Below are 24,240 nucleotides of genomic sequence, written 5' to 3'. Positions count from 1 at the left end.
ACAGCTTAGCTCGACTGTCCCCAAGCCCGATCACGTGCCCGATGCGCTGGTCTATGATTTCGACGTGCATGCCGATCCGGCGTTGCTGGCTGATCTGCCTGCTCGTCTGCTCGACATGGCCCGCAACGCGCCACCGTTGTTCTGGACGCCGCGAAACGGCGGCGGCTGGGTAATCGTGAGCCATGCCGCAAATTATGCCGCCTCGCGTGATACCGAATCGTTTTCGAGCGAATTCATGCCAAAGTCTCAGATGGACGCGCTGCTTGCGTCGCTGCCGCCTGGCGCACCGCATATCCCGCAGGCGGTGCCGATCACGCTCGATCCGCCCGAACATACCAAGTATCGGCAACCCTTGCAGAAGGTGTTTTCGCCCAAAACGATTGGTGCGCTGCGTGAGAGCATCAAAGAACTGGCCGGCGACCTGATTGATGCCGTCAAGAACGACGGCCATTGCGAGTTCATGTCGGCCATCGCCGAGCCGCTCCCGGTGCAGGTATTCCTCAAGATGTTGGGCCTCCCGCTCGACCGGCAGGAAGAGTATCGCACGATCGTGAAGGAACACATGGCAGCAATTGATTCTGATCGCGAGGGATCGATGCGCCGGTTGCAGCGGATCGCCGCGGCGATGCGACCTACTGTACTCGAACGCAAGGACAACCCGCGCGACGATATCCTGTCGATGCTGTGGCAGATCGAGATTGACGGGAAGCCGACAACGCTTGCTGATATGGAGAATTACGGCGTGCTGTTGTTCATCGCGGGACTCGATACCGTGATGAACGGCATGGGGCTGGCGATGCGCGGCCTTGCGCTCGATCCCGCATTGCAGGCGCAGTTGCGGGCCGCGCCCAATCTGATCGCCGAGGCATCGGAGGAGATGCTCCGGCGCTTTACCTTCACCGTGCCGGTGCGTATCATAAAAAAGCAGGCTGAACTGGCCGGCGCGACACTGATGCCGGGCGAGATTGTCAAGCTGCTGCTGCCTGCCGCCGATCTGGATGCAGCGGAATATCCGCATCCCGACAAGTACGACCTGAAGCGCGAGAACAACGTGCACATCGCGTTCGGCGTCGGCCCGCACCGCTGCCTCGGTTCGCATCTCGCGCGTGTCGAATTGCAGGTGCTGTACGAGGAGATGCTGGCGCGGTTGCCCGAGTTCCGGCTCGATCCCGATCGCCCGCCGGTATTTCACGGCGGCCATGTGATGGGCATCGAGGAAATGCATCTGGTGTGGGACGTCTGACGCGTGGTGTGGCAGCGTTCCCGCGTGCGGCTCGACAAGGATAACCGCGCATTCTGGACCGGGGGCGCGGAGGGCAAGCTCAAGATTGCCCGGTGCGGCGATTGCGGCGGCTTCATTCACCCGCCGCGTGAGATTTGCCGACATTGTTTGTCGGAGAATGTGGCGCCGTTCGCAGTGGCTGGAACGGGTGTGGTTGATACCTATACGGTCAATCATCAGGCCTGGGCGAAGGATATGGAAGTGCCCTTCGTCATCGCGCGCGTGAAACTGGACGATGCGCCGGGCGTGTATCTGACGACCAACATCGTCAATTGTCCGGTCGATACGGTCGAGTTCGACGATGCAGTGCGCGTGGTCTTCGAGGAGCAGGACGGCATCTGGTACCCGCTGTTCGAGAAGATCGCGTGACCGAGGCCTATATCACCGGGATCGGCATGTCGGAGGTCGGGGTGCGGCTGACTCGATCGCCGCTAGGATTGACGCTGGATGCGGTACGCGAGGCGATCGCCGATGCCGGGCTGACGCTCGACCAGATCGATGGCGTCGCGACCTACCCCGGCAAGATGCAAACCTATCTGGGCTTCTCGCCGATCGGGTCGGACGATGTGATCGAGGCCTTCGGGTTGAAGACGCGCTGGCATATCGGCGCTGCCGAGATGACCGCGCAGCTCGGCGCGATCGCCGAGGCGGCGGCAGCGGTAAAGGCGGGGCTGGCGCGCCACGTGCTCTGTTTTCGCACCGTCTATGAGGCGGCTGCGATGGCACGGCCCGACGAATTCCCGCCGCTGGAGCGCCGCAAGGACGTCACCGGCAATTCGCAATGGGTGTCGCCGTTCGGGGCCTTCTCCGCCGCCAACTGGACCGCGCAATTCGCGATGCGGCACATGAAGCGCTACGGCCTGACCCGCGAACAACTCGCCCAGGTGGCGATCAACGATCACGCCAATGCCGCGCTCAACCCGCGCGCGATCGTCAAGCAACCGCTGACGCTGGACACCTATATGGCCGCGCGGATGATCTCGACGCCGTTCTGCCTGTATGATTGCGACCGCTTCACCGATTGTTCAACAGTGGTGATCGTATCGGCTGGCGACGCGCTGGACGAGGTGAAGACGACACCGATCCGCATCGCCGCGTCGGCCGGGTCGGTCGAGCGCTACAGCTGGGATCAGGCCGAATGGGCAAGCGCCTATCCGACCGGACGGGATCTGTGGAAGAACACCGACTATACCGTGAAAGACGTGGATACCGTCCAGCTGTACGATGGCTTCGCTTTTCAGCCAATCACCTGGCTGGAAGGGCTGGGCTTTTGCGACGTGGGCGAGGGCGGAAGCTTTCTGGAGGGCGGCATGCGTATCGCACGCGACGGCGCATTGCCGATGAACACCGGCGGCGGGCAGCTCGGCTGGGGGCGTCTGCACGGCTTCGGCTTCGCCTATGAATCGGTGGTGCAGCTGCGCGGTGAGGGCGGTGCGCGGCAGATCGGTGGCGATCCCCGCGTGGCGGTTGCGACGTCGGGCGGCGGCCCGATGGCGGCGGCGTTGCTGCTGGCGAAGGATTGAAACGGATGGTGCCGGCCTTCCACCGGCACGTGCTGATCACGCCGGGCGCGGGGACAGTCAGCGCCTGGGTCGAGGACGATTACCATCACATGGGCGTGACGCTGCATCACGATGGCGCGACGATCGCGCGCGTCGATGCGGAGATGCTGCGGGCGCCATGGTCGACATGTCCCGGCGCGGTGACGCAACTGGCGGCGACGTTTACGGGCGCCGCGCTCGATGAGGCGGCGGCACGAGGCGAGAAGACGCTCAACTGCACACATCTGCATGACATGGCGGTGATCGCTTCCGCGCATGCCCATGACACGGCAACCACGCTTTATACGATCACGGTCAGCGACGCGGTGGATGGCGTGAGGGTGGCCGAGATCGCACGCGATGGCGTGTCGGCGTTGCGTTTCGTCGAGCGCGACAAGCTGCTTGCCGAGCCGAACGCGGTGGTGGGCAAAAGCCTGTTCCAGCTCGGCGAGTGGATCGCCTCGCTCGATGCGGCGGGGCGCGAGGTGGCGCGCCTGCTACGCTGGGGCGCGATCATCGCGCATGGCCGGGCGATACCGCTGGAGCGGCAATCGGACGCCACGCGGATGCCCGCCAACTGCTTCACCTTTCAGGAAGGGCGAAAGGAACGGGCAGTGCGCGTGGGGCGGATCATAGACTTTTCTGAAGGTCGGACGCCGCTTGAGAACCGGGGCCGTTCCGCCGCCCGGTAAACAAAAAGGGCCCGACATCGCTGCCGGACCCTTCGCATTTCACTGCCTTTTAGCGCTCAGCCATAAGCTCGCTCGCCCGGCATCCCGGGACGGCGGTTGGCGATCATCGGTGTCGGCATCCACTCCGGCCGGCGGCTAGTCACCGCTGACGCCAGGCCGGTCGATTCCGCGAGCGGCTGGACGATCGCGGGCGTCGCATTCTCTGCATAGAAGCAGCGGACAACCGCGTCGTTCAGCGTCTCGAGCAATGCTGCCGGATCTACCTGCTCGCTGGCATCGTAAACGAAGCCGATCGCGAGCGGCTGACTAGCTGGCTGGTCGGGGAATAGGACCGTCGCGACTTGCGCATTGGTACCGAAGCCGGCCGCGCCTGCGATCTGGCCGTCGACATGGCATTGCTGCAGCTTGCCTGCCATCTCGGCGAAGGGGAATTTGCGCTCGTCACAGGCTTCTGCGTTGAGGCGGCGCAGCATGCTTTCGCGACGTGCCTGGGGAATGGTGGAGAGCAGCAGGCGGCCCGCGGCGGAGTCGGTCAGGTGCTCCTTCTGTCCGCCGCTGATCGCAAACGGGTTCGGCGTGCGCAACGGGCGCTGACCTTCGCGCCACGTATAGACCTGCACCTTGAGGCCAACCATGCCGAACACCGCGACGGCGAGGCCGGTCTGCGCGGCGAGACGATCGATCAGCCCGGTCAGGCGCCCGTCGCGCACCACGCTCGGCTGGGCAGCGCAGCCGAGCATCGCGGCGCGCGGCGTCGGCGAATAGGAGCGCGACTGCGGGTCCTTGTAGAGCAGGCCGACGTCGACCAGGCTGGAGAGCAGCTCCGACGTGCTCGACTGCGGGCGATCGAAGCGGCGGACAATGTCCATCACGGTCGCCTGCGGATGCGATTCGTCGAAGTATTCGAGCACCTCGATCACGCGCTTGGCGATCTTCGCCTTGTTCGATCCGGTTGGGTTCGATGAAACCATGTCCGCTCTCCTGTCTTTTATAATAGACAGAGTTGTTCACTAGGCGCGTCGGCTTGTCAATAAAACCGAGAGCCTCTCCGTTTTTTGTGCGGCGCGATATTTTTTGGCTTCCCGGGTCGGTGAGAGGATGCCCCGCCGGGCCGTAACGCAAAGGCGCGACACAGCAAAAAACTGTGCGCCTCTCATTTATTGCAATGCAGCATTCGCGCGATTTCGCAGCCAAAATATTTTTTCCCGATGCGCCAAAGCGGGGCAATCGACGGACGATGCGCGTCAATCACCCGCCTTTTGCGCAGCGGGCGCGGCAAAATCTGCTCAAATCAGAGCGAATTCGTGGATGTTCGCTAACGCCCGTTCGGATGAGGCGAGAATCAGGCGATCGCGCCCTTGGCCTTCAGTTCTTCGATCCGGTCCCAGTCGACGCCGAGCTCCATCAGTACCAGTTCGGTATGCTCCGAGGCCTGGGGCGAGCGTGTGGTTTCGACCGGCTTGCCGTCGAACTGCACCGGTCCGCGCACCAGCCTGAGCGGCGCGCCGCCGTCGCCGCCCTCGACCTCGATGATCATGTCGTTGGCGATCGACTGTTCGTCGGTCAGCAAATCCTCGAAGCTCTGGATCGGCGCCCATTGACCCTTCATCGTCTTCAGATGCTGCCGCCAATAGGCGAAGGGCTGCGCGGCGAACGCCTTGACCAGGATGTCGCTGGCCGCACCGGCATTCTCGATCAGGAGTTTCACATCGGCGAAGCGCGGATCGTTCGCCGCTTCGGGCACGCCGACATGCGCAAAGGTATCGGCGATCAGGCCGGTCGGGCTGACCATGCACAGGTTGATCGTGCCGCCGTCGGAGGTACGGAAATTGCCCATGAAGGGATTGCGCACCGATCCGCCCGAGCTCGGCATCGGATTGCGTGTGACGATGCCGGTCTCCATCACCTGCGAGACCAGTGCCCCCGAGGCCCACCATGCTGTGCTGAGCAATGACACGTCGAGTTCGGCGCCTTCACCGGTCTTCTCGCGGTTGTAGAGTGCCGCGGCGATCCCGCCGGCGATGAACATGCCGCCGATCGAATCGCCGAACGCCGGGATTCCCTGGGTCAGGGGCCCCTCCAGTTCGGCCGGGGTCATCGAATAGGCGACACCGCTGCGCGACCAGAAACAGGTGCCGTCGAACCCGCCAATCTCGCGTTCCGGGCCCTTGTTGCCCAGCGCACTGCCGCGCGCATAGATGATGTTGGGGTTGACCGCGCGGATGTGCTCGACGTCGAACTTGTTCTTCTGGCGCACCTGGGGAAGGTAATTGGTCAGGAAGACGTCGCAGGTCTTGGCCAGCTCGTAGAGAATTTCCTGCCCCTCGGGCGTGGAGACGTCGATGCCGACGCTGCGCTTGCCGCGATTGGGGTGCTCGAACAGGGTATGGCGCTGCGGGTCGAGCGTCACGCCGCCCATGTTGAGGAAGCCGCGCTGCGTGTCGCCGCGTACCGGGTGCTCAATCTTGATCACGTCGGCGCCCCAATCGGCCAGGATGCCACCGGCCGCCGGCACGAAGGTGAACTGGGCTACTTCCAGTACGCGGACACCCTTCATCACGTGAGTCATCGCTTACCCCCAAGCGCCGGGACAGGACGACGCAATCGTCACGAAACCTAGAAGCTGGCGCGGCGGCGGCAAGGCGGGGCACGTCCGCCATCGCCGCCACGATGCGCCGGCGGGTGCCAACGCCACGGCGATATCCGGCGCGACCACGTTGCTGAAGCTGGCGGGCGTGCCGATAGCCGAATGTCAGGCTGTGCCGGGAGAGAAATCATGAAGATCGATTCGTCGCTATCTGCCATCGTCACCGGCGGCGCATCGGGTCTCGGCCTCGCCACCGCACAGGCGCTGGTGGCGGCAGGCGTGAAGGTGGCGATCTTCGACATTGCCGAGGCGGGGGAGCAGATCGCTGCCGATATCGGTGCGACCTTCTGCAAGGTCGATATCATGTCGGAAGAAAGCGCGCTCGCCGGGTTCGACGCGGCGCGCGCGGTGAACGGGCAGGAGCGCATCCTGATCCACTGCGCAATGGTCGCCAAGGGCGGCAAGACGGTGAGCAAGGACAAGGCAACGGGCGGGTTCAAACGCCTTTCGACCGAGGATTTTGCGCTGTCGGCACAGGGAATCCTCGTGGCGAGCTATCGGATGGCGTCGATTGCAGCACTCGGCATGGCGGCGCTCGATCCGTTGGAGGATGGCGAACGCGGCACGATCATCCTGACCTCGAGCGCGGCGGCGCAGGATGGCCAGGTGGGTCAGGTCTGCTATGGTTCGGGCAAGGCCGGGGTGAACGGTCTGGTCCTGCCGATGGCGCGCGACTTGATGGACCTCGGTATAAGGGTGAATGCAATCATGCCCGGCATCTTCGCCACGCCGCCGATGCTGCGCTTCAAGGACATGAACCCCGCCATGTGGGAGGGGCTGAACCAGTCCGTTCCCTTTCCCAAGCGCCTAGGCAAACCGGACGAGTTTGCCAGCCTGGTGTTGGAACTGGTGCGCAACATCTATTTCAACGGGCAGGCGATCCGGCTCGACGGGGCGATCCGGATGCCGCCGCGATAAGGCGGTCGATCACGAGGGGAATCTGCGGGCCGTGCTAAAGCCGATTGGCGATCTACCCTAGCGCATGCCGGCAATATTGACGGCGATCCTGTCGAGATAGGATTCCAGCCGCACAAGTTCGTCGGGCTCGAAGCCGGCGAAGATCGCTTCCTCGTGAATGGCGGCAACGCCCGAAATCCGTTCCAGCAGCGCGCCCGCCGCCTCGGTGAGGTGAATGCAATAGGCGCGGCCGTCATCCTCTTTGGGCTGGCGATAAAGCAGGCCGTCATTGCACAGTCGGTCGATCAGGCGACCGACCGCCGCCTGCGACATTTCCAGTACCTCCGCCGCTTCGCGTTGCGTAACGCCCGGGCGGCGCGAGACGACGACGACCAGCGTCCATTGCGACCGCGTGATGCCGATCGCGGCCACGCTCTGATCGAAGCGCTTGTGCATCTGCCGCGCGGTAACCGTCATTTTCTGCGAGATCGCGCGTTTGCTGGCGATCGTGCCGCCCTTGCCTGTTTTCCGGGTTGGATCGGCTTTCAAGTCAAAGGCGCTCGATGATGATGGCAGGGGCCATGCCGCCGGCGGCGCACATCGTGATCAGCCCGTAGCGGCCGCCGGTGCGTTCCAGTTCGTCCAGCGCCGTCCCGATCAACACCGCGCCCGTCGCGCCGATCGGATGGCCGAGCGCGATCGATCCGCCATTGGGGTTGACCTTGGCACGATCGAGATCGAGGTCGCGGATGAACTTCTCCACCACGACCGCAAAGGCCTCGTTGACCTCGAACACGTCGATATCGTCCTTGGTCAATCCCGCCTTGGCCAGCACCTTGCGCGCTGCCGGCACGGGGCCGTTGAGCATCAAGGTCGGGTCATCGCCGACATTGGCGGTGGCGACGATCCGCGCCCGCGGCGTCCAGCCCTGCTTTTCGGCATAGTCCTTCGAGGCGAGCAGGATCGCCGCCGCGCCGTCTACCACGCCCGACGATGTCCCGACATGGTGGACGGGTTCGAAGTCGAGATCGGGATAACGCTGGTTGATCAGCTGCTTGAACGTGGGGCCGCCCTGGCTCGACGGGATGTCGTAGAACATCCCGAACGCCGGCTTGAGCGCGGCCAGGCTCTCGGCGGTGGTGCCGGGGCGGGGATATTCTTCATGATCCAGGATGACCTGGCCATCGTCATCGCTGACCGTGATCGTCGACCGGTTGAAACGCCCCTCGGCGATCGCCTGCGCCGCGCGGCGCTGGCTCTCGACCCCGAACGCCTCGAGATCGGCGCGGCTGATGCCCTCCATCGCCGCGATCGCGTCGGCAGCGACGCCCTGATTGGTCTGCGGATGCTTTTCCTGCAGGCGCGCATTGCCGGTGCCGAGGCCGCTCGCCGCGTTCACCTTGGCCTCGCGCAACTTCATGCCATATTCGACGACATGGCTCATCATCTCGGTACCGCCGGCGATGACGAGATCTTCCATCCCGGACATGATCTGCGCCGCTGCGAGGCTCGTGGCGGTGATGCCAGAACCGCAGAAGCGGTCGAGCGTCACGCCGCTGGCACGGATATCATAGCCGGCGTCGAGCGCCGCCATCCGGCCCATATCGCCGCCCTGCAGCCCTATCTGCGCGCTGGTGCCCCAGATGATGTCGTCGACATCCTCGGTCTTGAGGTGGTTGCGCTCCTTGAGCGCCGCCAGCACGGTCGCGGCGAGGTGCTGCGGATGCATCGCGGCAAGTGCGCCCTTACCGGCCTTGCCGACCCCGCGCGGGGTGCGAACGGCGTCGATGATATAGGCGTCCGCCATGATCGTGATCCTCTTCTTTTGAATATGGCACAGCCCATTCTCCGGTCACGGATATCGTACGGAAATCGCCCGCGCCAGACTTCGCCAATCGTGACGGCGATCTATGCTGCGATGGCGCGGCCGCGCGGTTCCCACTCGGCAGCTTCACCGATACCACCACGGCAAGCATGGGGGGGCAGCGCGCGTGGACAAGGCGGACGGGACGAAACAGGCGCAGCGCGGCGGCGCGTTTGAACCGCTGCGCGAGACGGTTTTTCGTCGCATCTGGCTGGCCAGCGTGCTGTCCAATTTCGGGCAGCTGATCCTTGGCGTCGGGGCGGCATGGGAGATGACGCGGCTGACCTCATCACCGAGCCTCGTCGCGCTCGTGCAGACCGCGTTGATGCTGCCTTTGATGCTGGTCGCGGTGCCGGCAGGCGCCGTCGCTGATATGTTCGACCGTCGGCGTATCGCGATGACCGGCCTGGCCTTCTCGGCCACATGCGGCGCACTGCTGACGACACTCGCCTGGCTCGGTCTCACCACGCCTTGGGTCTTGCTCGCCTTCTGTTCGCTGATCGGGGCGGGGGTCGCGCTGTACAGCCCATCCTGGCAGTCCTCGATCAGCGAACAGGTGCCGCCGCAGCAACTCCCCGCGGCGATCGCGCTGGGTTCCATCAGCTACAATGTTGCGCGCAGTTTCGGGCCCGCGGTGGGCGGGCTCATCGTGCTGGCGGCCGGCGCGAAGTCGGCGTTTGCGATCAATGCCCTGTGCTATCTGCCGTTGCTCGTTGCCTTCTATCTCTGGAACCGGCGGCACGTGCCGTCACGGCTGCCGCCCGAGCGGATCGATCGCGCGATCATCACGGGCGCCCGTTATGCCCTGCATTCAGGGTCTGTTCGCACCGTCCTGGTGCGCGCGTTCATGTTCGGGCTGGCGGGTGCCTCGGCTTCCGCGCTGGCGCCGTTGATCGCCAAGAACATGCTGGGCGGCAACGCCAGCATCTATGGCCTCCTGCTCGGGTCGAGCGGTGTCGGCGCGGTCACCGGGGCGCTGGCGGTCGGCTGGATCAGCCATCGCATGAGCAACGAAAGGGTCTGCCGCGTGACGGCGCTTGTCGGGGGCGCTGCGCTGTTGCTGGTGGGGCTCAGCCGTTCGGTGCCGCTCACCTGTGTCGGGCTGTTCGTCGCGGGTGCGGCGAATATCATCACCATCGCCTCCTTCAACATCGCGGTACAACTCGCCGCACCGCGCTGGGTGACGGCGCGGTCTCTGTCGCTGTTCTCGTCCGCGCTGACCGGCGGCATCGCGATCGGATCGGTCGTATGGGGTGTCGTTGCGAGCAGATGGGCGGTCGATGTCGCGGTGCTGGCGTCGGCGGCGGCACTGTGCGCGACGCCCTTGCTGGCGTTCCTGTTTCCCTTGCCGCACAGCGTACTGACCGGCGCGGAAGCGGTCGAACTCAATCACGAGCCGGAAGTCGCGATGGCGCTGACGATGCGCTCCGGTCCGGTGGTGATCGAGGTCGACTACCGCGTCGGTGCCGATCTGGCGCGACCGTTTTACGATGCGATGCGCAAGGTGCAGCGCTCGCGCATGCGCAACGGCGCGTTCAACTGGTCGCTGTCCCGCGATATCGCCGATCCCGATTTGTGGACCGAGCGATACCAGTTCCCGACCTGGAGCGACTATCTGCGCACCCGCGAACGCTTCACCCAGGCCGATCTCGACGCGCAGGCGGCAGCGGATTCCTTCATTATCGCTGGCGTCATCAAACGCGTGCGCCGGCGGCTGGAACGGCCCTTCGGATCGGTGCGCTGGCGGGCCGATTCGCCCGATCCCCAGCAGGGCACGATCGGTTATCTCGGGCCATAGCCCGCCACAACGAGCATCGAAGAGGATAGGATATGGTCGGTCTCTTGTCGGGCAAGGTCGCGCTGGTCACCGGCGCGTCGTCCGGAATCGGGGAAGCGGCGGCGCTTGCCCTGGCCCAAGCGGGCGCGACGGTCGCACTGTCGGCGCGGCGTGCCGATCGGTTGCGCGATCTCGTCGCGCGGATCGAGTCCGCAGGAGGCATCGCCCTGGCGCTGCCCGGCGATGTCTCGATCGAGCGTGAGGCGCGGCGCGCGGTCGAGGAAACGGCGACGCAATTCGGGCATATCGACATTCTCGTCAATTCCGCCGGTGTCATTCAATCGGGCGGTGTCGAGAGCCTGTCGACCGACGAATGGCGCCGCGTCATCGATATCAATCTCATGGGTACGCTCTATACCTGCAAGGCAGCGATCGGCCCGATGAAGGCGCAGGGTTCGGGCGACATCATCAACATCTCCTCGACCGCAGGGCGCCGCGCGGCGGGCCTGTTCGGCCCCTATTCGACCAGCAAATTCGGGCTGACCGGCTTTACCGAGGGGCTGCGGCAGGAAGTCGGCGGGGCCGGCATCCGTGTGAGCATCGTCGAACCGGGCGCGACGGCAACCGAGGTGGCGAGTGGGATCAGCGACCCGGCGATGCGCGCGGCGATGAGCCAGCATGTCGCCAAGGACGGCGCCATGCTGCCCTGCGACATCGCGAGCGCGATCGTTTTCATCGCCTCGCTTCCGCCGCGTGTGAACGTGTCGCAGATACTGATACGGCCGACCATCGACACTGCTGCGATGTGAAGCGGCGATGATCGGACAGCGCGCAACAAGCGTGCGACCCAAAGGTGAGGAACAGCGCATTGACCGATCCGGAGCCGACGCCGCCCGAGCCGCCCGAATCGCTCCCTGGCCTCGGGTATCGATCCTATTTTCTGCTCATGATGCTGCTCCTGTCCGCGTCGGAGATTGGCGAGCGCTACATGCTGGTCGTCATGGTCGAGCCGATCCGCCGCGAATTCAACCTCAGCGACTTCTCGATCTCGATGATCAAGGATCTGGCGATCACCGTCGTCTATCTGCTTGCCGTCATTCCCGTCGGCCGGCTCGCTGACCGCGGCTCGAAGCGCAAGATCGTCGCGATCTCCGCCGTCATCTGGAGCAGCGCCGTCTTGCTGTGCGGTACGGCCAAGGGCTTCTGGATGTTGCTGATCGGTCGCGCCGGGATCGGGCTGGGCGAGGGGGCTTTCACGCCGCCGTCACAGTCGTGGATCGCCGACCTGTTCCCGATCAAGCAGCGTGGTACCGCACTGTCGATCTTCCTGCTGGGGACCTCGATCGGCACCTTCCTCGGCCCCGCGCTGGGCGGCTGGGCAACGCATGTATATGGCTGGCGTACCGCGTTGCTGTGCGCGAGCATCCCCGGCTTCATCCTGGCTCCGCTGGTGTGGTTCACGCTGCGCGATCCACGCCCGGGCCTGGCCGATGGCATTGCTGCGACAAAGGGCGTCGCGCTGCCGTTCTGGCCGACAATTCGCGAATTGCTCGCCATCAAGACATTGCCGCCGCTGATCGTCGCCGCGGCACTGAACGCGCTGCTCACGCTCGGCCTGGTCAGTTGGGCAGCGGCGTTCATGGAACGGTCGCACGGCGTCCCGGCGAACGTCGCCGGACTGCAGCTTGGCCTCGCATTGCTGGTCGGGTCGGCGGTCGGCCATACGCTCGGCGGACCACTGGCGGATTTCCTCGGCCGGCGAGACCTGCGCTGGTATCCCTGGATCATCATGCTGGGCGGCGCGGTGTCCGCTTCGATCGGCTGGTTCATCCTGACCGGCCCGAGCGCATCGGTATTTCCGCTGTTCGGGCTGACGCTGTTGAGCGGTGGTCTGTCGGCATCGCCATTAATGGCGATGATCACCGGGCTTGCCCCGCCGCGGTCGCGCGGCACCGCGGTCGCGTTGCTGATGGTAACGATCCAGGTCGTCGGGCTGGGCGGCGGGCCGGCGTTCGTCGGATGGCTGAGCGATGTGCTGCATCCTTATTATGGCGAGGCGTCGCTCGGCATGGCGATGCGCTGGGTGTTGCTGGCCGGTGTCCCGAGCACCATCCTGGCATGGATGGCGAGCCGCACCTGCCGGCATGACTTTGCGGCCGCCGGTGGCTGGGGCGGGGCGCCGGCCCGCGGCGCGCTGGCGCATTGATGACAGGAGCGGATGCGTGGTTCGGTTGATCAGCATGGCGCGATGGCGCGAAGCGAAGCTGGCGATTGCGGCCTTGGTTGCCGTTCTCGCCGGCGTCGCGGTGCTGGCGCAGCAGGCAGCGCCGATGGCGCAAGCGCCGGCACATGCGCTGGCCAAAGGCTATCTTACCCTGCCGACCGCCGATAGCCTGGTCATCGCGCCACCGCCGCCTGCGCCGGGCTCCGCGGCGGAAGCGCGCGATGTGGAGGCATCGCGTGCGGCGCTGACGCTGCGGGCAACGCCCCGTTGGGTACTCGCGACGGCGGACGCCGACGTGTTCGGCCCGCGCATCACTGGCGCTCTGTCCTGTGCTGCACAGGTCGATATCGGCCCGGCAACGACGCCCAGGCTCGACGCGCTGCTGCACCGGACGATGACCGATCTCGCGCTGTCGGGTTCAGCGATCAAGCGCAGCTACAAGCGCCCGCGGCCCTTCATGGTCAATGGCGAAGCCACCTGCACACCCGATTGGGAGCCATTGTTGCGCAAGGACGGCTCCTATCCGTCGGGTCACAGCGCGATCGGTTATGGCTGGGCGCTGATCCTCGCCCAATTGCTGCCCGATCGCGCGGCGGCGCTGGTCGCCCGCGGGCGCGCTTTCGGCGACAGCCGCCGTGTCTGCAACGTCCATTGGCTGAGCGATGTCGAAGAAGGGCGCGTGACGGCGGCAATGACGGTCGCGCGGCTCAATGCCGATCCTGCCTTCCTTGCCGATCTGGACACGGCCCGCGCGGAATTGCGGACCGTTCATGCCCTGCCGCACGGGTGCGAGGCGGAGGCAGGCGCGCTTGCTCTCGTCCGCTAAACCCGCTCGAAAGTCTTACTGGAGTTCACGCCACCATGAGTGATGACATTGTACCACGTATCCATCCTTTGCCGCGCGCCGAATGGACGGACGACGCGCGCGAAGTCTTCGCCTTCTGGGGCGAGCCCAATTCGTGGGAGGAAGGGTCCAAGACCAACGTCATCATGGTCATGGGCAACCACCCGGACCTGGGAAAGGCATTCAACGTCTGGGGCAAGCATCTGTTGATGTCGAACACGCTGTCGACGCACCAGCTGGAGCTGATCATCCTGCGCGTGGCCTGGCTCGTGAAGTCGGCCTATGAATGGCACAACCATGTCGGCTACGGTCTCAATGCCGGCCTGACGCTCGAACAGATCGCTGCCATCCGCACCTTTCCCGAAGGCGGCGAGTGGACCGCCGAGGATACCATCATCCTAGGCTCCGTCAGCGAATTGATCGACAACGGCACGCTCAGCGACGCGACATGGAATGCGCTCAGCGGCTTTCTGAACAAACAGCAGCTGATGGATCTGGTCTTCTCGATCGGACATTATGTCATGACCAGCTGGGCGCTTTCGTCTTTCGGTGTCGAGATCGAGGGCGGGGCGGACCGGATCGGCTTCGACCTGAGGACCAGATCAGGCAATATCCCGGGCAAGTCCTACAAGCCGGGCGAAGCAGAGAACTGGACCGACACACGCGGCTATTGAGGGGTATCGTGCCGACGATATCGGGCGGCGCCATCCGCTTTTCCCGATTGTCCGGCCCGGCGCGGGCGCTACGCATCGGGCTGAACCATCCGCGCCAGTCGAGGACAAGAGATCATGGCTACCGACATCCTGCTTCCCAAGCTCGGCTTTTCGATGACCGAGGCCCAGATCGCCGAATGGCTCGTCGCCGATGGCGCGGAAGTGAGCGAAGGCGATCCGCTGTACCTACTTGAGGCGGACAAATCGACCAACGAGGTCGAAGCGCCGGCATCCGGTACGCTGCGGATCATCGCGGAAGTCGGCGAGACCTACGAAGTCGGGACCGTGCTCGGTCGCATCGAATAGCGACATGACGTTGCGCGTCGGGATCATCAGCGCGGGCTGGGGCGCGTTCGCGCATTTGCCCGCCTGGCGTGCCATCCCCGGCGTCGAAGTGACCGCGATCTGCACCGCGCATGAGGACACGGCCCGCGCTGCGGCCGACCGGCTGGGCATCGCGCGACCGTTCTGGGATGCCGCCGCGATGTGCGCGGACCCGGAGATCGACATCGTCGATTGCGGCACGCGCCCGTCGCTGCGCAAGGCGATGGTGCTGGCGGCCCTGGCTCATGGCAAGCATGTCTACAATGCCAGCCCGCACGCCCCCGACTGGCAGGGCGCGCTGGAGATCGACGCGGCGTGGCGCGCGGCCGGCAGCGTTGGCGTGGTCGATGCCTTCTCGCAGTGGATTCCTGCGCATCGTCAGATGAGTGCGATGGTCGAGCAAGGCTATCTCGGGCGTCCGCTCGGCGGCACCTGCCATTTCAACATTTCGCTGTTCAACCGCCCGTCGAAAAGCTTCCCCTATAACTGGTTCGGCCAGGCCGGGCAGGGCGTGAACGCCGTGCGCAACAATGGCAGCCATGCGCTCTACATGCTGCTGCACCTGTTCGGTCCGGTGGCCGAACTCGTCGCGGACGACAGCCAGATACTGCGCGAATGGGTGTTCGAGGATGGCGACCGCCTCAACCCCGCGACGACCGACTTCGCCAATGTCATCCTGCGCTTTGAAAACGGGCTGACGCTGCAGATGCAGATCAGCTGGAGCATGACGCTGCACGACGGCTGGTCGATCGATGTGTTCGGCGACAAGGGGCGGCTGGTCGCCGCGTCGCCGACCTTCCCGACGTCGCGCGATTGCACGCTGCATGGCGGGCAGCTCGGCGGCGGTCTCGCGCCGATCGCGGTTGCCGACGAATTCAACCACGCGCCCGGCATTGCGCTGGACTGGCAGAGCGATCCCCAACCGAGCTTTCCCATGGCGCTGTCGATGCAGCGCATGGTGGAGGCGATCCACGGTGGCCCACCACCGTCGCCCGATTTCGCCCGCGCGCTCGAGGTCGAGCGCATTCAGGAGGCGATCCGCCAGTCGAGTGCCGAGCGCCGCTGGATCACTATCGCCCAGATTATCTGAGGAGCTTCTGCCATGACCGAACCCTATGTCCGGCCCGACGTTCGCGCCTTTCTCGACATGATGGCGGCCAATCCACGGCCCGCCTTCACTGCCGAATTCCTCGCCTCGATCCGGGGTCTGAAGATGACGCCGGAAATGTCGGCGGACAAGCCGGTCGGCGATCTGGGCGAGATTCGTGACCTCGTGATGCCCGGGCCGGGCGGCGATATCGCACTGCGGCTGTTCGATCCGCGGGCCGAGCGTCATGCGGGGCCCGTCGTCATCTTCTATCACGGCGGTGGCTATGCCGCGGGGAGCATCGATTCACACGCCGGACTGGCGGCGGAGATTGCGCGGCAACTCGACCTGCCCGTGGTGTCGGTCGAATATCGTCTCGCGCCTGAAAACCCCTGGCCAGCGGCGCCCGATGACGGGGAGGCGGCGGCGCGCTGGATCGCGGAAAACGGCGCCGCGTTCGCGCGCGACTTTACCGGCCTGATCCTGTGCGGCGATAGCGCGGGCGGCAATCTGGCGATCGTCACCGCGCTGGCGCTGCGCGACGCGCCGGCGGCGCTGCCGGTGATCCTGCAACTGGCGATCTATCCGGCGGTGGACCATAGCCGCACCTATCCCTCGGGCACCGCCTTTTCGGTCGGCTATGGGCTGGATGGTGCCGACATGGCGTTGTTCGACCAGCATTATGCCGCCGACAAGAGCCACCAGCGCAACTCGCCGCTGCTCGCCGATCAGCACGGCATGCCGCCGACGGTGGTCGTCACGGCGGCGCTCGATCCGTTGCGTGACGAAGGCCGGGCCTATGCGTCCGCGACCGCGCTTTCCGGAGTGCCGACGGTGTTCCACGAAGCGGTCGGTACGATCCACGGCTTTGCCGGCTACCGCCGCGCGATCCCGTCCGCACAGGCGGATGTCGATGCTTTTCTCGGCCTTGCGAAGGCGATGCTCAGCGCCCGGTGAAGCTCGGCTTGCGCCGCTCCTTCAACGCCGCAATGCCCTCGCGGTGGTCGGCGCTGCGCACGCTGAGCGATTCATAGGCGATCCCCGCCTCCATCACCGCGCCGGCAATGCGCTTCAGCTCCATGTTGGTCAGGACCTTGGTCCAGCGGATCGCATTGGTCGCGCCGTCAAGCAGGCGATGGCAAAAGGCATCGACCGCATCGTCGAGCTGGTCGGCGGGCAGGCAATGGTTGATCAGGCCGATATCCGCGGCCTGTCGTGCGGTCAGCGGATCGCCGGTCAGCAGATATTCCTTCGCGCGGGTCAGCCCGATGCGCTGCGCCCAGATGACCGCACCGCCATCGCCCGCGACCAGGCCGATGCCGACATGGGGATCACCGATCTTCGCGCCTTCCGACGCGAAGATCACGTCGCACAGCAGTGCGATACTGGCACCGAGCCCGATGGCATGGCCGTTCATGCGGCACACCACCGGCTTTTCGATATCGAGCAACGCGAAGACGATGCGCTTGGCCTGCCGCGCCTCATGGTCGAACAGCTGCGGGTTGGCGGCGTTATGCTCCATATGCGCGATGTCGCCGCCGGCCGAAAACGCCTTGCCGCTGCCGGTCAGCAGCACCACGTCCGACCCCGCATCGGCACCCGCGAAGGCGAGCGCGCCGGGCAGTTCATCATGCAGGTCCAGGTTCACCGCATTCAGCGCCTCGGGGCGGTTCAGCGTCACTGCCAGCAGGCGACCACGGCGTTCGAGCAGAATGGTCTTGAACTCGGGCAGGTCCATCGGGAGCGTCTCCTTGTGCTTGGAAAGCGCATACCACGCGGGGGCGATATGAGAACGCCGCCCCGGCGATAGCTCTTGTACGACGCCCACACCGCAGGTCTATTTCGCGCCGAGGAGAGATTTGATGAGCGCGTTCGACGAGACGTTTGACTGGGTGGTGGTCGGCAGCGGGGCAGGATCGATGGCCTCGGCCCTGGTCATGCGCAAAGCGGGAAAGTCGGTTCTGATCCTCGAGAAATCGGCGTTCATCGGCGGTACGACGGCCAAGTCCGGCGGCGTCATCTGGGTCCCCAACAATCGCTTCCTCAAGGCCGATGGCGAGCAGGACAGCGTCGAGGCGGGCATCACCTATCTCGATGCGGCGTGCGCCGATCTGCCTGGCTCGGGGCACGAAAAGCGACTGGCCTACGCCAATCAGGCGTATCGCATGATCGATTTTCTCGTCGACCAGGGTGTCGAGCTGGAACGCGGGTCGAAATTCTGGCCGGATTATTATGACGAGCTTCCGGGCGGCTGCAAGACCAGCCGGACCGTCGTGGCCAAGCCTTTCGACAAGAAGGAGCTCGGACCGTGGGCGAAGAAGCTGCGCAAGGGATTCCTCGAAGTGCCCGTGCGGCTCGATGACGGGATGAAGCTTGCTTATGTCCGCAAGGATCCGGCCCTCAAGAAGGTGCAACGCAACCTCATCTTCAAGACGATCTGGACGCGGCTGACCGGCAAGCATTTCGTCACCGCCGGCGCGGCATTGCAGGGGCGCATGCTCAAGGTGGCGGTCGCTGCCGGGGTCGAGTTCCGCACCGAGGCACCGGTGTCGGAGCTGGTGGTGGAGGACGGCGCGGTGTCGGGCGTGATCGCGATGATCGACGGCGCTCCGCGGCGGATCGGCGCGAAGCTGGGCGTGCTCGTCAACGCCGGTGGTTTTGCGCAAAATCAGGCGATGCGTGACGAATATATGCCGGGTACGCAGGCGGCATGGTCGCAGACCAACGAGGGCGACACGGGCGACCTGTTCCAGGAGATGGCGCGGGTCGGCGGAGTGCTCGCGCAGATGGACCAGATGGTCGGATATCAGACCACGCTGTCGCCCGGTTGGGAGGACGCCTATATCAGCCCGCCGGCGCAGAGCCTGACCGGTAAGCCCCATGCGATCCTCGTCGATCGATCGGGCGTGCGCTACATGAACGAGGGCGGTTCCTACGAACTTTATTGCCAGACCATGCTGGAGCGGAACAAGTCGGTTCCCGCCGTTCCCAGCTGGGCGATCCTCGATCGGCAATATGTCGAACAGTATCAGGTCGCCGGCAAATGGATCGACAAGAAGGTACCGCAAGGCTGGGACGCGGGGTATCTCCACAGCGGTGATACGATCGAGGCTCTGGCGGCGAGTATCGGCGTCGACGCGGCGACCTTGAAGGCGACGGTCGAGCGTTGGAACGGCTTTGTCCGCAACGGTCGCGACGAAGATTTTCATCGCGGCGAGCGCGTCTATGACCAGTGGCTGGGTGACCCTTATCACGCGCCGATCCGGGCCCTGGGCACGATCGAGAGGGGCCCCTTCTATGCGGTCCCGGTCGTGCCAGGCGATGTCAGCACCTATGGCGGCGTGGTCACCGACGTCCACGGCCGGGTCGTGAACGCCCATGGCGCGCCGATCGCGGGGCTCTACGCGACGGGCGTGTCGACCGCGTCGGTGATGGGCGGCGTGTATCCGGGTGCCGGGGCGAGCATCGGTCCCTCGCTGACCTTCGGCTACGTTGCCGCCAAGCACGCGGCGGGGCTTGATAACCAGCTATGACTACCGGGTTCGATGCCGCGCAGCTTGAAGCGGACGGTTGGACATTGCTGTCGGGCACCCATTTCCACGAGGCCGCGGGGCCTTACTGGGTGCGCCACGAGAGCGGCCAGCGCATCGTCGGGCTACTGGGGCAAGAGCGGCATGGCAACGGCTATGTCGGGACGATTCATGGTGGCGTATTGACCACCTTTGCCGACATCGCGCTCGGCATGGGCGTGGTCGACGCCGCCGACACCCGGGACTGCGTGACGCTGCAGCTCCAGATGCAGTTCGCCGCCACCGCGCCGATCGGAAGCTTCCTCACCTGCCGGCCCGAGCTCGTGCGCCGCACGTCGCAAGTCGTTTTCATGCGCGGGTTGATCATGACAGGCGACCGTACCGTTGCCGCGGCGGATGGCATCTGGAAGCTGCTCGGGCCGGAGAAGCTGGCCGCGATCCGCTGACGACCCCTGACATAATTATACAGGGTGCGACGGGGTAATTTTGTCAGTAGCGGATTGGGTCGGGTGGAGGCGCCAACAGCGGCGTTTTCGAGCCTGGGAAGCGCGTGCCGAGCGCCCGCCCGGCACATATCGCCGGGGCGTGGTTGACCTCGCATCGGCCCCGACCGAAGAGATCGGGGTATTCATTTTCGAGGCGGGAAACCCATGGCAGACCTCAGCAACAGTCCGGTGCCGAGCGCCGACACGCTGGTTGATATCTATCGGCGGATGCTCCGGATCGAGCGCAACGACGATGCGATCCGCAAGGCCGTCCGCCTCGGGCGGTTGACCATGCCCTATTATTCGGCGCGCGGTCAGGAAGTGATCCCGTCGGCGATTTCGGCATTGCTCCAAAAGGACGACCAGATCTGCACGATCTACCGCGGCATCCAGGACATGGTCGCCAAGGATATGCCGCTGCGCCCGTTATGGGCCGAGATCGCCGGCCGGGTCGACGGCACCTGCAAGGGCAAGGGCGGCCCGATGCACCTGACCCATCCCGAGAGCGGCGTGATGGTGACGACCGGCGTGGTCGGTTCGTCCATGCCGATCGCCAACGGCTTGGCCTGGGCGGCAAAGCTCGACGGCAGCAAGCGCGTAGCGATCGCCTATTTCGGCGACGGCGCGTCGAACATCGGCGCGTTCCATGAGAGCCTGAACCTGGCCTCGGTGTGGAAGCTGCCGGTGGTCTTCGTCTGCGCCAATAACGGCTTCGCCGAGCACACCCGCTATGAGAACGCGACCTCGGTCGACCAGATATCCAAGCGCGCGGCCGGTTACGGCATGCCGGGCTATACCGTCGATGGCAACGACCCCGAGGCGATGTACGCCGCGGCACATACGGCCATCACGCGCGCGCGCGACGGGGAGGGGCCGACCCTGCTCGAATGCATCACCTACCGGTTCATGGGCCATGTCCTTGGCGACGACGATTTCTACATGACCAAGGAAGAAAAGGCCGCGGCGATGGCGGACGATCCGCTGCCCAAATTCCGCGCCAGGCTGATCGAACAGGGCCATGCGAGCGAGGAGCAGCTCGCCAAGCTGCAGGCCGATATCGAGGCCGAGATTCTGGACGCCCAGGAATTCGGCATGGCCAGCCCCTATCCGTCGGCCGACGAACTGCGTCGCGACATCTTTGCCGAGGAGATCCCCGCGTGAGCGAGATGGTCAAAATGAACGGCCTGCAGGCCATCAACGCCGCGATGTTCGAGGCGATGGAAGCCGATCCCAAGGTGCTCGTGCTGGGCGAAGACATCGCCGACCGCGAAGGCGGCGGCGTGACCGGCACGATGCGTGGGCTTTCGACAAAATTCGGCGATCACCGCGTCTGCACGACGCCGATCTCGGAACAGGCGATCATCGGTGCGGCGATCGGCGCGGCGATCAACGGCTACAAGCCGGTCGCCGAGATCATGCTGATGAACTTCACCACCGTCGCGATGGACATGATCTTCAACCATGCCGCCAAGTTGCGCTTCATGTCGGGCGGGCAGACCAGCGTGCCGATGGTGATCCGCACCTTGACCGGCGCCGGCTGGCAGACCGCGGGCCAACACGCCGACCATCTCGAAGGCTGGTTCGCCCATGCTGCGGGCATCAAGGTCGTGTGCCCTTCGAACCCGGCGGACTACAAGGGCCTGCTGTTGTCGTGCATCCAGGATCCCGACCCGTGCCTGTTCGTCGAGACCGGCGGCACGCTGTTCGTGCCGGGCGAGGTCGCGGTCGACCAGGGGCCGATCCCGCTGGGCAAGGCGCGCGTCGTGCAGGAAGGCACCGACGTCACGATCATCAGCTATTCGACGATGATGCTGCGTTGCCAGATGGCGCTGGCGGGTATCGCCGAGGCGGGCATCTCGGCCGAGCTGATCGACCTTCGCACGATCTCGCCCTGGGACAGGGAAACCGTGCTCGCCTCGGCCGCCAAGACCGGCCGGGTGGTGATCGCACATGAAGCGGTGCGCAATTTCGGACCAGGTGCCGAAATCGCCGCGACCATCAACGAGGAACTGTTCGGCCAGTTGAAGGCGCCGGTGCGCCGGCTCGGCGGGCCGTATTCGCCGGTGCCCTTCTCCAAGCCGCTCGAGGACGCGTTCCTCGTGTCGCCCGAAACGGTCGTGGCGACGGTCAAGGCGTTGATGGGGTGAAGGGACGGGGGAGAGGCGAGCGCGCTCGCCTCTCCCGAACATCAGCTATCGCGTCTCATCGTACGACGACCCGTACGCGTCCCAGATTCTGGATGCGGGCGTAAGGCGTTTTGACATCGCCGCTTCGTTGCGAGGCGACGCGCAGGGCCGGGAAATAGGTGTCGGCCTTGGTAAAGCGATAGCTTTGGGTCAGCGTCAGGCGGACCTTGGGCGCCGCGAGCTGCGCTTTCACCGGGAACGTGCCGCGACCGTCGAAATCCCATTCCGCCGAGACGATCCGGCCCGTGCCCGGCGGTGCGGCGATGATCGCGGTGAAGGTCACCGACTGGCCTGGCTTGGCCACCGCCCTGGCATGGCCGTTGGCCATGACGGTCACAACCGGCTGGATGCCCCTGCGCGCTGCGGCGGTGGCGGGGACGATGACCTGGCCATTGTCGATTTTGTAGGCCGTGCTCGCCGGCGGTGCGACGCCCTTTTCCACCCATAGTGACAGATCACGCAACGCCTGTTGCAGCACGCCGAGATAGCTGACGGTGCGGGTCGGATCTTCCTGCCGGGCGCTGTCGCCGTGAAGCGCGTGGTCGGTGTACCAGATGCGGAAGTTCGCATCGGTAGCGGCGCCCAGATTTGCCTCGACACGACGACGGTACCAATCGCCCTGCCATGGCATCGCCTCGCGATCCCACAGGTTCTCGACCAGGATCATCTTGCCCTTGAACTTGCCGATCATCGGCGGCTGGCCGAACGGTCTGCCCGTGGTTGCCGCGGTGAATAGCGGCCCGAGCAGGAAGGCGCGCTGCGGGTAGAGCGGCTTGCCGTCGCTCCCGCGGAACTGGTTCCATTCGGGATAGCCCGCATCGGCCGGCGGTACCTGGTGCCAGTGATAGGTCTCGGCGGCGAGGAAGTTGGAATTGTCGACCCGCACGCCGTCACCGGCCTTGATCCTGGCCGCCACCGCGTCATCGACCACGCCGAGCACGACCACGTCGCCGACGATCCGCGCGACGGTCAGCCGCTGGTCCGAGGCCGCGCCGGAATTCACGATCAGGTCGCCGCCGAGGAAGAAGACCTTGGGCGGCACACTGGAGAGGCGGAAAGCGACCACACGTTGCCCGGCCGCGCCGTTCAGCGCTTCGAACGCGTTGTCGACATTGGCGGTGCCGTTGGTGACCCGCGTGTCGAGCTTGAGCCGCGCGGCTTCCAGCGCGGTGATCGGCGCCGTGACGGCGGCATCATGCTGCATTCGATAGCCGTCGAACGACTTGGGATCGTCGAAGCCGAGATAGCCGGGCTTGGTCCAGAAATCGGTGAAATATTTGGGATCCGCCTGCAGCATCCCGCCATAGAGCGCGGCAAAGCCGTGGATGCCCATCGTCCGATATCCGAACCATGACGGCGTCGGGAAACCCATCTTGGTCACTTCGCGCAGCACCGATGCCTGCTCGGCGCTGAGCCCCGCATAGGGATCGCCGCTGCCGCCCGGCTCGACCGCGTCGAGGATCTGCGGGAATTTGTCGTTGAGGATGCGCATCGCACGCAGCCGCACCGTGAACATGTTGGGCGGCGCCATCGGCGAGCCGAGGACGTAGGGCACGACGCCATCCCACACGCCTTGCGTATTCTCAATCGAGCCGATCGTGCGGAAGGCGCCGCCGCTGCCGCCATAGGCATAGCCAAAAGGACGCTTGCCGCCGTACATCGCCAGCGCGACGACACGCGAATAGCGCGCCGCCGCGGCATTGGCGCGATAGGCGGCAATAGTGAAATCGACCGCGCTGCCCGGCTTGCCGACCAGGTCGCGTCCGCCGCCATTGGTTTCGACGAAATAGGCACCTGAGGCGATCGAAAATCCGATCTGGTTCTCTTCGCCCATGGGCATTTTCTGTGCGAGATTCTCATCATCGGGCACGGGTGTAAAGTGCTGGAAGAAGTCGCCGCGATAGCGCGCCTTGTCGGGGAAATAGAAGGAGAAGCGTGTATCGGTGCCCTTGAAGCCGCCATGGACATAGCGGTGGCGCACCGGGGCATCGCGCCATTCGTCGACATCGATATAGGGCTCGCGGAACATGGCGTCCTCGGCGCCCGGTGCGGCTGCCGGTTGTTGCTGGGCCATGGACGGCATCGTCGCGACAAGCGCGGTCGTGGCCAGGCAACATGCCATCGTCAGAATTCTCATCGACGCTCTC

The 24,240-nt window shown here is 65.1% G+C and carries 23 protein-coding genes; 17 read left to right on the top strand and 6 right to left on the bottom strand.

The window, feature by feature from the left end; genetic code table 11:
• The first annotated feature begins 64 nt into the window (after positions 1 to 64).
• Genes U1839_RS03410 through U1839_RS03395 form a run of 4 tightly spaced genes read left to right on the top strand, consistent with a single transcriptional unit; the run spans position 65 to position 3,515 of the window.
• A complete protein-coding gene (locus U1839_RS03410) occupies positions 65 to 1,243 on the top strand; it encodes a cytochrome P450 (RefSeq protein WP_332802269.1) in 1,179 nt (392 codons plus the stop codon).
• 3 nt (positions 1,244 to 1,246) lie between these two features.
• Positions 1,247 to 1,651: a Zn-ribbon domain-containing OB-fold protein gene (locus tag U1839_RS03405; RefSeq protein ID WP_332802268.1), complete on the top strand. Its 405-nt coding sequence runs from the start codon at positions 1,247 to 1,249 to the stop codon at positions 1,649 to 1,651.
• 26 nt (positions 1,652 to 1,677) lie between these two features.
• Positions 1,678 to 2,805 (top strand): thiolase family protein, encoded by a 1,128-nt coding sequence (locus U1839_RS03400; protein ID WP_332802360.1) that lies wholly within the window; start codon positions 1,678 to 1,680, stop codon positions 2,803 to 2,805.
• 5 nt (positions 2,806 to 2,810) lie between these two features.
• On the top strand, positions 2,811 to 3,515 hold the full coding sequence (locus tag U1839_RS03395; protein ID WP_332802267.1) for a DUF2889 domain-containing protein: 705 nt from the start codon (positions 2,811 to 2,813) through the stop codon (positions 3,513 to 3,515).
• A 56-nt stretch (positions 3,516 to 3,571) separates the two neighbouring features.
• Here U1839_RS03395 and U1839_RS03390 read toward each other — a convergent pair whose 3' ends face one another.
• Positions 3,572 to 4,486, bottom strand: a complete 915-nt coding sequence (locus U1839_RS03390; protein ID WP_332802266.1) for a helix-turn-helix domain-containing protein — start codon at positions 4,484 to 4,486, stop codon at positions 3,572 to 3,574.
• A 371-nt stretch (positions 4,487 to 4,857) separates the two neighbouring features.
• Positions 4,858 to 6,084: a CaiB/BaiF CoA transferase family protein gene (locus U1839_RS03385; protein WP_332802265.1), complete on the bottom strand. Its 1,227-nt coding sequence runs from the start codon at positions 6,082 to 6,084 to the stop codon at positions 4,858 to 4,860.
• A 207-nt stretch (positions 6,085 to 6,291) separates the two neighbouring features.
• On the opposite strand from U1839_RS03385, the gene U1839_RS03380 reads away from it, so the two are divergent.
• Positions 6,292 to 7,080: an SDR family oxidoreductase gene (locus U1839_RS03380; protein ID WP_332802264.1), complete on the top strand. Its 789-nt coding sequence runs from the start codon at positions 6,292 to 6,294 to the stop codon at positions 7,078 to 7,080.
• 57 nt (positions 7,081 to 7,137) lie between these two features.
• Here U1839_RS03380 and U1839_RS03375 read toward each other — a convergent pair whose 3' ends face one another.
• Entirely contained in the window at positions 7,138 to 7,536 is a 399-nt protein-coding gene (locus tag U1839_RS03375) for a MarR family winged helix-turn-helix transcriptional regulator (RefSeq protein ID WP_332802263.1), read from the bottom strand.
• A 73-nt stretch (positions 7,537 to 7,609) separates the two neighbouring features.
• Positions 7,610 to 8,866, bottom strand: a complete 1,257-nt coding sequence (locus tag U1839_RS03370) for an acetyl-CoA C-acetyltransferase (protein ID WP_332802262.1) — start codon at positions 8,864 to 8,866, stop codon at positions 7,610 to 7,612.
• Between the two features lie 184 nt (positions 8,867 to 9,050).
• On the opposite strand from U1839_RS03370, the gene U1839_RS03365 reads away from it, so the two are divergent.
• From U1839_RS03365 to U1839_RS03330, 8 genes are all read left to right on the top strand, one after another.
• Positions 9,051 to 10,721, top strand: coding sequence for an MFS transporter (locus tag U1839_RS03365; protein WP_332802261.1), 1,671 nt, complete (start codon positions 9,051 to 9,053; stop codon positions 10,719 to 10,721).
• A 32-nt stretch (positions 10,722 to 10,753) separates the two neighbouring features.
• Entirely contained in the window at positions 10,754 to 11,509 is a 756-nt protein-coding gene (locus U1839_RS03360) for an SDR family oxidoreductase (protein ID WP_332802260.1), read from the top strand.
• Positions 11,510 to 11,568: 59 nt separating this feature from the next.
• Complete coding sequence (locus tag U1839_RS03355) at positions 11,569 to 12,906, top strand: spinster family MFS transporter (RefSeq protein ID WP_332802259.1); 1,338 nt, start codon at positions 11,569 to 11,571, stop codon at positions 12,904 to 12,906.
• Positions 12,907 to 12,922: 16 nt separating this feature from the next.
• The gene (locus tag U1839_RS03350) at positions 12,923 to 13,750 is read left to right on the top strand and encodes an acid phosphatase (RefSeq protein ID WP_332802258.1); all 828 of its coding nucleotides are present in this window, start codon (positions 12,923 to 12,925) and stop codon (positions 13,748 to 13,750) included.
• 35 nt (positions 13,751 to 13,785) lie between these two features.
• Complete coding sequence (locus U1839_RS03345) at positions 13,786 to 14,442, top strand: carboxymuconolactone decarboxylase family protein (RefSeq protein ID WP_332802257.1); 657 nt, start codon at positions 13,786 to 13,788, stop codon at positions 14,440 to 14,442.
• Positions 14,443 to 14,556: 114 nt separating this feature from the next.
• On the top strand, positions 14,557 to 14,787 hold the full coding sequence (locus tag U1839_RS03340; RefSeq protein WP_332802256.1) for a biotin/lipoyl-containing protein: 231 nt from the start codon (positions 14,557 to 14,559) through the stop codon (positions 14,785 to 14,787).
• 4 nt (positions 14,788 to 14,791) lie between these two features.
• Complete coding sequence (locus tag U1839_RS03335; protein WP_332802255.1) at positions 14,792 to 15,895, top strand: Gfo/Idh/MocA family protein; 1,104 nt, start codon at positions 14,792 to 14,794, stop codon at positions 15,893 to 15,895.
• A 12-nt stretch (positions 15,896 to 15,907) separates the two neighbouring features.
• Positions 15,908 to 16,849 carry an alpha/beta hydrolase gene (locus U1839_RS03330; RefSeq protein WP_332802254.1) on the top strand — a complete coding sequence of 314 codons (942 nt, stop codon included), beginning with the start codon at positions 15,908 to 15,910 and terminating at the stop codon, positions 16,847 to 16,849.
• On the opposite strand, the gene U1839_RS03325 is transcribed toward U1839_RS03330, so the two are convergent.
• Positions 16,836 to 17,630, bottom strand: coding sequence for an enoyl-CoA hydratase/isomerase family protein (locus tag U1839_RS03325; protein ID WP_332802253.1), 795 nt, complete (start codon positions 17,628 to 17,630; stop codon positions 16,836 to 16,838). The genes U1839_RS03330 and U1839_RS03325 overlap by 14 nt on opposite strands.
• A gap of 124 nt (positions 17,631 to 17,754) precedes the next feature.
• Between U1839_RS03325 and U1839_RS03320 the strand changes: the two genes are divergently transcribed.
• The 4 genes from U1839_RS03320 (at position 17,755) to U1839_RS03305 (ending at position 22,054) form a co-directional block, all read left to right on the top strand.
• Complete coding sequence (locus tag U1839_RS03320) at positions 17,755 to 19,425, top strand: FAD-dependent oxidoreductase (protein WP_332802252.1); 1,671 nt, start codon at positions 17,755 to 17,757, stop codon at positions 19,423 to 19,425.
• Positions 19,422 to 19,868: a PaaI family thioesterase gene (locus tag U1839_RS03315; RefSeq protein WP_332802251.1), complete on the top strand. Its 447-nt coding sequence runs from the start codon at positions 19,422 to 19,424 to the stop codon at positions 19,866 to 19,868. Before U1839_RS03320 ends, U1839_RS03315 begins: the two co-directional genes overlap by 4 nt.
• 204 nt (positions 19,869 to 20,072) lie before the next feature.
• Complete coding sequence (locus tag U1839_RS03310; protein WP_332802250.1) at positions 20,073 to 21,068, top strand: thiamine pyrophosphate-dependent dehydrogenase E1 component subunit alpha; 996 nt, start codon at positions 20,073 to 20,075, stop codon at positions 21,066 to 21,068.
• A 5-nt stretch (positions 21,069 to 21,073) separates the two neighbouring features.
• The gene (locus U1839_RS03305) at positions 21,074 to 22,054 is read left to right on the top strand and encodes an alpha-ketoacid dehydrogenase subunit beta (RefSeq protein WP_332802359.1); all 981 of its coding nucleotides are present in this window, start codon (positions 21,074 to 21,076) and stop codon (positions 22,052 to 22,054) included.
• 55 nt (positions 22,055 to 22,109) lie between these two features.
• Here the strand turns inward: U1839_RS03305 and U1839_RS03300 are convergent, their stop codons facing one another.
• On the bottom strand, positions 22,110 to 24,230 hold the full coding sequence (locus U1839_RS03300; RefSeq protein WP_332802249.1) for a hypothetical protein: 2,121 nt from the start codon (positions 24,228 to 24,230) through the stop codon (positions 22,110 to 22,112).
• Positions 24,231 to 24,240: the final 10 nt, after the last annotated feature.

The organism is Parasphingomonas halimpatiens (assembly GCF_036663795.1).
Lineage (GTDB): Bacteria > Pseudomonadota > Alphaproteobacteria > Sphingomonadales > Sphingomonadaceae > Sphingomonas.
Note: the sequence above shows the minus strand (reverse complement) of the source record. Positions and strands in the feature narration are given on the sequence as shown.